Source organism: Prauserella cavernicola (genome assembly GCF_016595675.1).
Lineage (GTDB): Bacteria > Actinomycetota > Actinomycetes > Mycobacteriales > Pseudonocardiaceae > Prauserella_A > Prauserella_A cavernicola.
On the sequence record NZ_JAENJH010000004.1, the window covers coordinates 76,419 to 88,120 of the forward strand.

The 11,702-nt window shown below is 69.3% G+C and carries 9 protein-coding genes; 7 read left to right on the forward strand and 2 right to left on the reverse strand.

Features of this window, described 5'->3' with window-relative positions:
- Nucleotides 1-40: 40 nt before the first annotated feature.
- Both JHE00_RS18130 and JHE00_RS18135 read right to left on the reverse strand, forming a co-directional pair.
- Nucleotides 41-1,177: a mandelate racemase/muconate lactonizing enzyme family protein gene (locus tag JHE00_RS18130; protein ID WP_200319534.1), complete on the reverse strand. Its 1,137-nt coding sequence runs from the start codon at nucleotides 1,175-1,177 to the stop codon at nucleotides 41-43.
- Nucleotides 1,178-1,182: 5 nt separating this feature from the next.
- Nucleotides 1,183-2,211: a LacI family DNA-binding transcriptional regulator gene (locus tag JHE00_RS18135; protein WP_200319536.1), complete on the reverse strand. Its 1,029-nt coding sequence runs from the start codon at nucleotides 2,209-2,211 to the stop codon at nucleotides 1,183-1,185.
- A gap of 144 nt (nucleotides 2,212-2,355) precedes the next feature.
- Between JHE00_RS18135 and JHE00_RS35590 the strand changes: the two genes are divergently transcribed.
- The 7 genes from JHE00_RS35590 (at nucleotide 2,356) to JHE00_RS18170 (ending at nucleotide 11,666) form a co-directional block, all read left to right on the forward strand.
- Nucleotides 2,356-3,243 (forward strand): ABC transporter permease, encoded by an 888-nt coding sequence (locus JHE00_RS35590; RefSeq protein WP_200319538.1) that lies wholly within the window; start codon nucleotides 2,356-2,358, stop codon nucleotides 3,241-3,243.
- 26 nt (nucleotides 3,244-3,269) lie between these two features.
- Nucleotides 3,270-4,289, forward strand: a complete 1,020-nt coding sequence (locus JHE00_RS18145) for an ABC transporter substrate-binding protein (RefSeq protein WP_200319541.1) — start codon at nucleotides 3,270-3,272, stop codon at nucleotides 4,287-4,289.
- Nucleotides 4,290-4,299: 10 nt separating this feature from the next.
- Nucleotides 4,300-5,076: an ABC transporter ATP-binding protein gene (locus JHE00_RS18150; RefSeq protein WP_200319543.1), complete on the forward strand. Its 777-nt coding sequence runs from the start codon at nucleotides 4,300-4,302 to the stop codon at nucleotides 5,074-5,076.
- A 12-nt stretch (nucleotides 5,077-5,088) separates the two neighbouring features.
- Nucleotides 5,089-6,249: a Gfo/Idh/MocA family protein gene (locus tag JHE00_RS18155; RefSeq protein ID WP_200319545.1), complete on the forward strand. Its 1,161-nt coding sequence runs from the start codon at nucleotides 5,089-5,091 to the stop codon at nucleotides 6,247-6,249.
- A gap of 95 nt (nucleotides 6,250-6,344) precedes the next feature.
- Nucleotides 6,345-9,524: a ThuA domain-containing protein gene (locus tag JHE00_RS18160; RefSeq protein WP_200319547.1), complete on the forward strand. Its 3,180-nt coding sequence runs from the start codon at nucleotides 6,345-6,347 to the stop codon at nucleotides 9,522-9,524.
- Complete coding sequence (locus tag JHE00_RS18165) at nucleotides 9,521-10,369, forward strand: sugar phosphate isomerase/epimerase family protein (RefSeq protein WP_200319549.1); 849 nt, start codon at nucleotides 9,521-9,523, stop codon at nucleotides 10,367-10,369. Before JHE00_RS18160 ends, JHE00_RS18165 begins: the two co-directional genes overlap by 4 nt.
- Nucleotides 10,370-10,499: 130 nt before the next feature.
- Nucleotides 10,500-11,666: an MFS transporter gene (locus JHE00_RS18170; RefSeq protein WP_200319551.1), complete on the forward strand. Its 1,167-nt coding sequence runs from the start codon at nucleotides 10,500-10,502 to the stop codon at nucleotides 11,664-11,666.
- Nucleotides 11,667-11,702: the final 36 nt, after the last annotated feature.

Sequence of the window (11,702 nt, forward strand, 5' to 3'; positions counted from 1 at the left end):
CGGCCCGACGCCCGGACAAGAGCCGGGCGCGCCAGGGGATTCAGGACAGCGGGTCCACCGCGAGGTCGCGCACCACCGACTCGTCGACCTCGACACCGAGGCCCGGTCCGGTCGGCACCTCGGCCACGCCGCCCTTCACCTCGACTCCCGAGGCGTAGACGGAGTCGACGAACTGCCTGCCGTTGAGGTCGACCGGCGTGTCGATGCCGAACGCCGCGAACAGGTGCAGCGACGCGGCGAGCCCGAGGTCGGAGTCGGTGAGCCCGGAGCCCATCAGCCGCACGCCGCAGTCCTCGGCGAGCGAGCACAGCCGCAGCGACAACGTGAGGCCACCGCTGCGCTGCACCTTGGCGATGGCGACGTCCACGGCCTCGAGCTTCACGAACGTCGCTAGGTCGCTGGGGTGACGCAGGCTCTCGTCGAGCGCGACGGGCACGGGGGAGTCGGCGCGCAGCCTGCGCAGGCCCGCGATGTCGTTGGCGGGCAACGGTTGCTCGAACGCGGTGACGCCGAGCGCGTCGAGCTCGCGCGACAGGCGCAGCGCCGCGTCGATGGTGAAGCCCTGGTTCGCGTCGACCCACAGCGGAGCCTTCGGCGCGGCGTCGCGCACCGCGCGCACCACGGCCAGGTCCTCGCGCTCGCCGTGCAGCCCGATCTTGACCTTGAACGCGTCGTAGCCCAGCTCGCGGCCCTCGGCGACGGCGTCGGCGACCTCGCTCGGCGTCTGGCCCGACACCATCCAGCCCAGTGTGATCCGCTCGGCGCGCCGCCTGCCCCACAGCATGCTGACGGGGACGCCCAGCGCGCGGCCGAGCAGGTCGTGCAGCGCCATGTCGACCGCGGACTTCGCCAGCGGTGAGCCGATCGTGAAGCCCCGGTTGATGGCGCGGTCGAACGCCGTGGTGACGCCGTCGAGGTCCCAGCACGGCTTGCCCAGCACCGCGGGCGCCAGGTAGCGGTCGATCGTGGTGACGATCGACTCGGTGGTCTCGTAGGTCCAGGCGGGGATCGGGGTGGCCTCGCCCCAGCCGTGCACGTCACCCGCCGTCACCTTGACCAGCACGCGGATGCTCGGGGAGCCGGCCACGGCGACGGAGCCGCCGGAGACACCGAACGAGCGCAGGGTGGGCAGGGCCACCGCGAACGTCTCGATCCGGTCGATCGTCAGGTCTCGCATCGTTGCTACACCTTTCTGGTACTGGCTCTGAGCACGACCTCGCCGGGGAGCCGGAGCACGCGGCTGCGGGTGCCGCGGTTGCCCCGGAACGCCAGCTCCATGGCTCGCTCGCCGAGCTCCTCCAGTGGCAGGGCCACCGTCGTGAGCGGTGGGGAGAGGTCGCGGACGACGGGGATGTCGTCGAAACCGGCGAGCGAGACGTCGTCGGGCACCGAGCGGCCCGCTTCGCGCAGCGCGGTGAGCGCACCGATGGCCATCACGTCGGTCACCGCGAACACACAGGTGGCGTCGACACCCCTGGCCAGCAGCTCCGACATCGCGGCGTGGCCGCCGTCGCGGGTGAAGGTGCCCTCGGCGACGGCGGACTCGGCCAGCTCGATGCCCGCCTCGGCGAGTGTCTCGCGGAACCCGGAGAGCCGGTCGACCACCGTGGTGAGCGTGCGCGGGCCGGTGAGCACCGCGAACCTGCGGTGGCCCATCTCGAGCAGGGCCTTGGCCAGTTCCGCGGCGCCCTCGCGGTTCTCCGGCTGCACGCTGTCGACGCGCAGGCTGCGGTGGCGGCTGACCACGGCGACCTGGCCGCCGCCCCGGCGGTAGGGGTCGATCTCGGCGGCGAGTGCGCGCTCCCAGGCCTTGTCCTCGAAGCCGGAGCCGACCAGCAGGATCGCCGAGGCGCGCTGGGCGCGCAGCATGGAGATGTAGGCGATCTCCTTCTGCGGGTCGCGGAAGGTGCTCGCCAGCATCACGAGCAGGCCGTTGTCCCCGGCCACGCGCATGACGCCGCGCGCGATGGCGGCGAAGTAGGGGTCGCTGACGTCGTGGCAGATGACGCCGACGGTGCGGTGGGAGGCCCCGGCCAGTGCCTGCGCGTGCGCGTTGGGCGTGTACGCGAGCTTCTCGGCCGCGGCGAGCACGCGCTCGCGCAGGTCCGTTCTGACCTTGGTCGTGCCGTTGAGCGCACGGGAAGCCGTGGCCAGCGAGACCTCAGCGGCGCGAGCGACGTCCTCGAGCGTGACGTGTGGGTGAGCGTCCATGCGCAACTCCCGGATAAAGAAAGCTTGACCGAGTTTCCCGGTCTGCATACTCTACCTGAAAGCGCATTCTGAAAGCGCATTCAGAGACATACTCCAGGTCTCGATCAGGTGCTTTCCGACACGTTCGACGGTGAACGGAGGGTCATGGTCACGCACAGTCAGTCGGCACGCACCGAACCCGGGAAACCCCCGGGTCCCGGGCCGCAGGCGGGGGTGACGGAACGGGCGAGGCCCGGTCTCGCACAGCGGCTCGTGGGCTTCGTCGAGAACGCCTGGCGGCCGATCGCGTTGCTGGTGGTGCTGTTCTTCGCGTGGTGGGCGGTGACGGCCGCGGAGCTGATCGAGCCCTACCTCGTGCCCTCGCCCGGCGACACGTTCGACTCCATCGCGAGCCGCCCCGACTACTTCTGGCAGCACACGTGGGCCACCACGTACGAGACGTTGCTCGGCTTCGTCATCGCCGCCGCGGTCGGTGTCTTCGCGGCCGTGATCATGGTGCAGTCGACCACGGTGGAGAAGACGCTCTACCCGCTGCTGTTGTTCGCACAGGTCATCCCCAAGATCGCCATCGCGCCGCTGTTCGTGGTGTGGCTCGGCTTCGGGATCGGCCCCAAGATCGTCGTCGCTGTGCTGATGGCGTTCTTCCCCGTGGTGATCTCCATGGTCACCGGGCTCAAGTCCGTGGACCCGGAGATGCTGCAACTCTCGGCCACCATGGGCGCCAAGCCAGGACAGACGTTCTGGAAAATCCGGTTCCCCGCGTCGCTGCCGCACCTGTTCGCCGGCCTCAAGGTCGCCGCGACCATGGCTGTGACCGGTGCGGTCGTCGGCGAGTTCGTTGGCGCCGACGAGGGACTGGGCTTCGTCATCCTGCAGGCCAACGGAAACCTCGACACCCCGGTGCTGTTCGCCGGGCTGTTGATCATGTCGCTGCTGGGCGTGCTGCTGTTCGTGCTTGTCGAGTGGCTCGAGCACCTCGTGCTGCCCTGGCACGCCAGCCGGCGTGCCGACTCCTCCACCACAACGATGTGAAACCCCTTGGGAGACAGAGGAAAGCCATGAAACTACCCGCACTTGTCGCCGGCGCTGCCGCAGTGCTTCTCCTCGCCGCGGGCTGTGGCGGATCCGAACCGGAGACCACCACCAACGCCGAAGGCGAGACCCTCGACAAGGTCACGCTGACCCTGAACTGGTACCCCTACGGCGAGCACGCGCCGTTCTACTACGGCAAGGCCCAGGGGATCTACGAAGAGCACGGCATCGACCTCCAGATCAGGGCCGGCCAGGGTTCGCAGAAGACCGTCCAGGCGGCGGCCGCGGGCCAGACCGACTTCGGCTGGGCCGACACGCCCGCACTGCTGGCCGGGGTGTCGCAGGGCCTCGACGTCAAGAGCATCGGCGTCTTCCTGCAGACCACGCCGTCGTCGGTGCAGTTCTTCACCGAGCAGAACGTGAACTCGCCCGCCGATCTCAAGGGCAAGACCATCGCGAGCACCGCGGGTGACGCGCTGACCAAGACGTTCCCGGCGTTCCTCAAGGCCAACGGACTGGCCGAGGGCGACGTGAACGTCCAGAACACCGACGCCGCGGGCAAGATGGCCGCCGTGATGTCGGGCCAGACCGACGCGCTGCTCGGCTACGCCACCGACCAGGGCCCGACGATGCAGGAGAAGGCGGGCAAGGACGTCTCGTACCTCCGCTTCGCCGAGAACGGGCTCAACTTCTACTCGAACGGTCTCATCGCGTCGCAGGAACTCCTCGACGACAGGGGAGATCTCGCCGAGCGCATGGTCGCCGCGACCAGCGAGGCGTGGACCGCGGTGCAGGAGGACCAGCAGGCCGCCGTCGACTCGATGGAGGGCTCCTCGGAGCAGCTCCCGTCGAAGGAGGTGCTGGCCGAGCAGCTCGCCTCGACCCTGGAGCTGCTGCACACCGAGGCCACGGAGGGTCAGGCTCCCGGTGTCAACACCGAGGACGACTGGCAGAAGACGATCGAGATCTTCGCCGAGGCGGACGTGATCTCCAGCGCCGAAGAGCCCAGCGCCTACTGGGTCAGTGAGCTCGCACCGAAGGAATGAGTTGAGGCAGATGACTGGCTACGCGGTCGAGATCGAAGACGTCGCGGTTCGCTTCCGCACGAAGAAGCGAGACGTCACCGCGCTGCGCGACGTGACGATGCGGGTCGACCCCGGTGAGTTCGTCGCGATCGTCGGCCCGTCCGGCTGTGGCAAGTCCACGCTGCTGAAGCTGTCGTCGGGTCTGCTGGCGCCCTCGAGCGGCAGCGTCCGGCTGCACGGCGAGAGCGTCAGCGGCCCGCGCAAGGACATCGGGTACGTGTTCCAGAAGGCCGCTCTGCTGGAATGGCGCTCGGCGCGCAAGAACATCCTGCTGCAGGCGGAGATGCGAGGAATGCCCGCGCGGGAGGCCAAGGCGAGGGTCGACGAGCTCATCGAGATGACGGGGCTCACCGGCTTCGAGGACGCCTACCCGCACGAGCTGTCCGGGGGTATGCAGCAGCGCGTCGCCCTGTGCCGCGCGCTGCTGCACCGCCCGCCGGTGCTGCTGATGGACGAGCCGTTCGGCGCACTCGACGCCCTCACGCGTGAGCAGATGAACGTCGAGTTGCGCCGGATCTGGCAGGAGACGAAGACCACCGTGCTGCTGGTGACGCACTCGATCGCTGAGGCCGTGTACCTGGCCGACCGGGTCGTGATGATCACGGCAAGGCCGGGCACCGTCGCCGGGGTCATCGAGGTCAACCTCCCGAAGGAGCGCGACTACGGCAAAACCATGTCGGAGCCGGAGTTCGCGAAGGCGACCCGGCACATTCGCGACCACCTCGGCGCCGCCGCGGTGGCTGAGTGAGAAAGGTGTTCGATGGCGGCGAACGAGGAACGGTCCATCGGGATCGTGATGAACGGGGTCACCGGTCGCATGGGTTACCGGCAGCACCTTGTGCGGTCGATCCTGGCGATTCGGGACCAGGGCGGGCTGCGGCTGGCCGACGGGACGGTGCTGCGTCCTGAGCCGATTCTGGTCGGCCGCAACGAGAGCAAGCTCGCGACCATCGCGAAGGAACACGGCGTCGACAGCTGGACGACCGACCTGGACGAGGCACTGAAGGCACCGGGCGCCGAGATCTACTTCGACGCCCAGGTCACCAGCCGCCGCGTCGAGGGCGTCAAGAAGGCCGTGGCCGCGGGGCTCAACATCTACACCGAGAAGCCCATCTCGGAGGACACCGAGACGGCGCTGGAGCTGGGCCGGATCTGCCGGGACGCCGGTGTGAAGGTGGGCGTGGTGCAGGACAAGCTCTTCCTGCCGGGACTGCTCAAGCTCAAGCGCCTCGTCGACGGCGGCTTCTTCGGCAAGATCCTCTCGGTGCGCGGCGAGTTCGGCTACTGGGTCTTCGAGGGCGACTGGCAGGAGGCGCAGCGCCCGTCGTGGAACTACCGCGCCGAGGACGGCGGCGGCATCATCGTCGACATGTTCTGCCACTGGCGGTACGTGCTGGAGGAGATCTTCGGTCCCGTCCGCTCGGTGCAGGCGCTGGCCGCCACCCACATCCCGGAGCGGGTCGGCGAGGACGGCAAACCCTACGCCTGCACGGCCGACGACGCCGCGTACGGCATCTTCGAGCTCGACGGCGGCATCGTCGCGCAGGTGAACTCCTCCTGGACCACGCGGGTGTTCCGCGACGAGCTGGTGGAGTTCCAGGTGGACGGCACCGAGGGCAGCGCCGTTGCGGGTCTGCGCCGCTGCCGCGTCCAGCACCGCTCGATGACGCCGAAGCCGGTGTGGAACCCGGACCTGCCCGCGACGGAGGACTTCCGCTCGCAGTGGCAGGAGGTTCCGGACAACGCCGACTTCGACAACGGTTTCAAGGCGCAGTGGGAACTGTTCCTCCGCCACGTGGTGGCCGACGAGCCGTTCTCCTGGGACTTCCTGGCCGGCGCGCGTGGCGTGCAGCTGGCCGAGCTCGGGCTCCAGTCGGCCAGGGAGGGACGCAGGATCGAGGTCCCCGAGCTCACCCTCTGATTCACACGATTTTCGACAAATCCCGGCACGACAACTGAATAAACCCGGCATGTAGATCGTGAAAGCGCTTTCGGAACTCAATGGAGAGGACCCACATGTCCGGCTCGCGACGTGCCAGAATTCTGTCGGCACTGCTCGCGTTGCTGTTGACCACGGGGATCGCGGCAGCGGTCCCCGTGGCGGCGCAGGAACGCTTCAGTGTGCTCGTGTTCTCCAAGGTCACCAACTATCCACACGACTCGATCCCCGCGGGCATCGCGGCGGTCGAGGAACTCGGCGCCGAGAACGGTTTCACCGTCGAGGCCACCGACGACGCCGCGGCGTTCACCGACGAGAACCTCTCGCGGTTCGACGCCGTGCTCTTCAACAACACCAACTCCACCCCCGAGTCCGGCGACCTGCTCGACGCGGCGCAGCGCGAGGCGCTCCAGCGCTACGTCCAGGGCGGTGGCGGCTGGGCCGGCATCCACGCGGCCTCGGCCAGCGAACGCGACTGGGAGTGGTACGAGGGCCTGGTCGGCGCCATCTTCGAGAACCACCCCGAGCCGCAGGTCGGCCGGGTCAAGGTGCTCGACCGCGTGCATCCGTCCACTCAGGACCTTCCGGAGCTCTGGGAGCAGAACGAGGAATGGTACAACTGGCGGGCCAACCCGACCGGTAACGTCCACACCCTCGCCCAGATCAAGGTCCGCGACGGCATCGACGGACTCGACGAGGGTGTCGACCACCCGTACTCGTGGTGCCAGAACTACGACGGTGGCCGGTCCTGGTTCACCGCGGGCGGCCACGACGCCGAGAAGTTCTCCGACGAGCAGTTCCGGTCCCACCTGCTCGGCGGCATCGAGTGGGCCGCGGGCGCGGTCGAGGGCGACTGCTCCGCGACCCAGACGGGCAACTTCCAGCGCGTGCCGCTGGTGCAGGAGGACCTCGCCGACCCGTTCGAGCTGGCCGTGGCCGAGGACCGCAGGGTGTTCTTCGTCCAGCGCACCGGCGCGCTCAAGGTCATCGACCAGGAGACGCTCAAGGTCACCACGGCGCTCGACTTCAACTACACGCCGGAGATGACCAGCCAGTCCGACGGGCTGCTCGGGCTCACCCTCGACCCGGACTTCGCCACGAACAACTGGCTCTACCTGCTCTACTCCGACCCGGAGAAGGCGCAGCTCAACCTCTCGCGGTTCACGGTGGCCGAGGACAGCACGGTGGACATCGAGACCGAGGCCAGGCTGCTGGAGATTCCGACCTTCCGCGGTGAGGGCAGGGCCAACTCCCACATGGCCGGCTCGATCACGTTCGGGCCCGAGGGCGACCTCTACGTGGCCACGGGCGACAACACCGACCCCTTCGCCTCCGACGGGTTCACCCCGATCGACGAGCGCGAGGGCAGGCGCGCCTGGGATGCCCAGGCGACGGCTGCCAACACCAACGACCTGCGCGGCAAGGTCCTGCGCATCACGCCGCAGGACGACGGCACCTACACGATCCCCGAGGGCAACCTCTTCGCCGAGGGCACGGAGCTGACCCGGCCGGAGATCTACGTGATGGGCGTACGCAACCCGTTCCGGATCACCGTCGACCCGCAGACGAACGCGTTGCTGGTCGGTGACTACGGACCGGACGCGCGGCAGGAGAACCCCGAGCGCGGTCCGGAAGGGACGGTCGAGTACCTGCGGATCACCGAGGCGGGCAACGAGGGCTGGCCGTACTGCGTCGGCGACAACACGCCGTTCAACGACTACGACTTCGCCACCGGAACCTCGGGGGAGAAGTTCGACTGCGGCAACCTCGTCAACGACTCGCCGAACAACACCGGCCTGACCGAGCTGCCGCCCGCCCAGGGTGCGTACATGTGGTACCCGTACTCGGAGTCGCCCGAGTTCCCCGAGCTCGGTACGGGCGGTGGCGGTCCGATGGCAGGCCCGGTCTACGACTACGACCCGGACAACGAGCGGATCTCGAAGTTCCCCGAGTACTTCGACGGCAAGTGGTTCAACTACGAGCTGACCCGCACGTGGTTCAAGGTCATGTCGGTGCAGCAGGAGGACCAGGAGTTCACCGATCCGCGGTTCGACCCCGCGGCCGCGGGCGACCTGCTCTCGACCAACGGGATCTTCGAGGACATGGACTGGGTCCAGCCCTTCGACGCCCACTTCGGCCCCGACGGTTCGATGTACGTCATCGACTTCGGCGAGGGCAGCGGCACCGGCCGGGGCGGCAGCAACGACGGTGCGGGCATCTACCGCATCGACTACGCCGCCGAGGGACGTTCGCCCACGGCGCGCATCACGCCCTCGGTCGACTCCGGTCCGGCTCCGCTTGAGGTGTCCTTCTCCAGTGAGGGCTCGGCGGGCGGCGACGGCGAGCCGGTGACCTACGCGTGGGACTTCGACAACGACGGCACGACCGACTCCACGGAGCCCAACCCCACGCACACCTACGCCGAAGAGGGGCAGTACAGCGCCAGACTCACCGTCACGAGCACGGAGAACGAGGAGCTCAAGGGCGTCGCGGTCACGGAGATCACGGCGGGCAACACCAGGCCCGAGGTGCGGATCGTGCTGCCACCGGACGGCGGGATGTTCGACTTCGGTGACACCATCCCGTTCCAGGTGGAGGTGACCGACGCCGAGGACACCGAGATCGACTGTTCGAAGGTCGTGGTGCAGTCCCAGCTCGGCCACGACGACCACCTGCACCCGATGGACAACGTCACGGGCTGCACCGGTGAGGTGGCCACCGACACCGGCGACAGCCACGGCCCGGGGCAGAACCTGTACGCGGCGCTGAGCGCGCAGTACACCGACGGTGGCGGTGAGAACGACGTTCCGCCGCTCACCGGCTCGGCGCACGTGACGCTGGAGCCGAAGCACAAGGAAGCCGAGCACTTCGAGGACAACAACGGTGTGGAGGTGCTCGACCGGCCAGGGGCCTCGGCAGGCAAGCGGCTGGGCGAGATCGAGCACGGCGACTGGGTCGCCTACGACCCGATCCACCTGCAGGGCATCGACTCGCTGACGGTCGGTGCGAGTTCCGGGGGGCTCGGCGGCACGATCGAGCTCCGTGCCGACGCGCCGGACGGTGAGCTGCTCGGTTCGGTCGACGTGGGTGACACGGGCGGCTGGGACAGCATCGTCGAGCACGACGTGACGCTCACCGACCCCGGCCGGACGATCAAGCTCTACCTCGTGTTCGTGAACCCGGACTGGACCCCGGAGCAGCCCGACCTGCTCTCGGTGGACGTGCTGCAGTTCAACGGAAAGGGCGTGACGCCATGAGCACACGACGGGACTTCTTCCGGCTCGCGGCGGGCACCGCCGCGGTCGCCGGGGCGAGCGGGTTACTCGGCGGCACGGCGCTCGCGTCCGGTCCGCGCAGGGTTCCGCCCGGCCACATCGGGATCCAGCTCTACACCGTGCGCACGCTGATGGCCGATGACCCGCAGGGCACGCTCGACGCGCTCGGCAGGATCGGCTACTCGACCGTGGGCGTGAGCGGGCTCTACGGGCACACCCCGCAGCAGTTCCGCGCGATGCTGGACCGGGCGGGGCTGAGGGCGGTGCTCACCCACCTCTCGCTCGACGCGATCCGCGGTGACTGGCAGCAGGAGCTCGCTAACGCCCACGTGCTGGGCGCGAAGTGGGTGGTGGTGCCGTCACTGCCGAGTTCACTGTGGACACCGGAGGGCTACCGGCAGGTGGCCGCGGAGTTCACCGAGGCTGGCAGGGCCGCGCACGAGGCGGGGCTCGGATTCCTCTACCACAACCACGATTTCGACTTCAGGACCGTGGACGGTGAGGTGCTCTTCGACATCCTGGCGAGTGAGACCGACCCGAGGTACGTGGACTTCGAGCTCGACCTGTACTGGGCGATCAAGGCGGGCTACGACCCGGTCGAGTACTTCGAGCGGTATCCGCGCCGGTTCCCGGTGTTCCACGTGAAGGACATGGCCGAGGACGGCTCGTTCGAGGACGTGGGTCACGGCACCATCGACTTCCGGCGCATCTTCCGGCGTCGCGACGTCTCGGGGGTGCGGGAGTACGTCGTGGAACACGACCAGCCCGCCGATCCGCTGGCCAGTGCCGCGCGCAGCTACAAGACGCTGCGCACGATCCGGTTCTGAGCCACTCCAGGGATGAGTTCGCCCCCGGGCCCCGCGACGCGGGCGCCCGGGGGCGCTTATTCGTTTCGGGATCGGGCCGCCGCGGCGCTACGCTGCGGCGGCGGTGTCGTCGGGGGAGCAGGGGTCCGCTGTGCCTGTGTGGTTGTTCGGCCTGTTGTTCGCGGCGTTCGTGCTCTTCACCGACGACTACGTGATCGCGGGGGTGCTGCCCGAGATCGCCGCCGACCTCGGGGTGTCGGTGGGCGCCGCCGGGCAGCTGGTGACCGTCTTCTCGATCACCGTGGCCGTGGGCGCCCCGATCGCGGCGGTGGTGGTGGCGCGCTGGCCCCGCCGCAGGGTCTTTGTGATCGCACTGCCGTTGTTCGTCGCCGCCAACGCACTCGCAGCGGTGACCCCGTCGTTCGGGGTGCTGCTGGGCCTGCGGGTCCTCGCGGCGATCGCGGCCGCGATGAGCACCCCGGCACTGTTCGCCGCCGCGGCCAAGCTCGCCCCGGAGGGAAAACAGGGCCGCTTCCTCGGCATCGTCGGGCTCGGCGTCACCGGGTCGATCGCCGTCGGTGTGCCCGTCGGCACCTGGATCGGCGGCGAGGTCGGCTGGCGCGCGACGTTCGCGACCATGGCCGGTGCCGGCGTCGTCGCGCTGGTGTGGTTGCTCGCGACCTTGCCGAGGTCGGGTCCGGACCCCGCGGTACCGCTGCGCGACCAGGTCGCCGTGCTCGTGTCGCGGCCGGTCGCGTTGGCGCTGCTCGGGAGCGCCGTGCTGATCACCGGCTCGATGATGCTGCTGACCTACCTCGCGCCGTTCCTCGCGGGCCTCGGTGACGCGAGCATCGAGGCCAGGGCGATGATCTTCGCCGCCTCCGGCGTGGCGGGGATGATCGGCATCCTTCTGGGCGGCATCGCCACCGACCGCTGGGGCGCCGGCCGCACCCTCGCGCTGGGTGTGGCGGTGTTCGTGGCGATCATGGTGGTGCTCGCGCTGCTGTGGCTGGTGCGGCCGGTGCCGCTGTGGGTGGTCGCGCCGCTCGCGGTGGTGTGGGCCGGTGCCGCGTTCTGGACCTCCTCGCCCGTGCGGGATCGGCTGCTGCGGATCGCGGGCCCCGTCGGTCCGCAGGCGCTGGGCATGAACACCAGCGCCAACTACGTCGGCGTCGCGCTCGGGGGCGCCCTCGGTGGTGGCCTGCTGTCGCTGGGCGCCGGTTCGCTGCCCGTGGTCTCCGCCGTGCTCGGGGTGGTGGCGCTGGGCCTGTTCCGCCTCGCGGCGAGCGCCCCGGTCCACAGTGCTTCACGAGCCTGAGCGGCACCGGACGGCCGACCACGCCGAGGTGCCACT

Excerpts from the sequence above, each read along its gene's own strand:
- JHE00_RS18130 (WP_200319534.1), bottom strand. The coding sequence starts at position 1,177 with ATGCGAGACCTGACGATCGACCGGATCGAGACGTTCGCGGTGGCCCTG.
- JHE00_RS18135 (WP_200319536.1), bottom strand. The coding sequence starts at position 2,211 with ATGGACGCTCACCCACACGTCACGCTCGAGGACGTCGCTCGCGCCGCT.
- JHE00_RS35590 (WP_200319538.1), top strand. The coding sequence starts at position 2,356 with ATGGTCACGCACAGTCAGTCGGCACGCACCGAACCCGGGAAACCCCCG.
- JHE00_RS18145 (WP_200319541.1), top strand. The coding sequence starts at position 3,270 with ATGAAACTACCCGCACTTGTCGCCGGCGCTGCCGCAGTGCTTCTCCTC.
- JHE00_RS18150 (WP_200319543.1), top strand. The coding sequence starts at position 4,300 with ATGACTGGCTACGCGGTCGAGATCGAAGACGTCGCGGTTCGCTTCCGC.
- JHE00_RS18155 (WP_200319545.1), top strand. The coding sequence starts at position 5,089 with ATGGCGGCGAACGAGGAACGGTCCATCGGGATCGTGATGAACGGGGTC.
- JHE00_RS18160 (WP_200319547.1), top strand. The coding sequence starts at position 6,345 with ATGTCCGGCTCGCGACGTGCCAGAATTCTGTCGGCACTGCTCGCGTTG.
- JHE00_RS18165 (WP_200319549.1), top strand. The coding sequence starts at position 9,521 with ATGAGCACACGACGGGACTTCTTCCGGCTCGCGGCGGGCACCGCCGCG.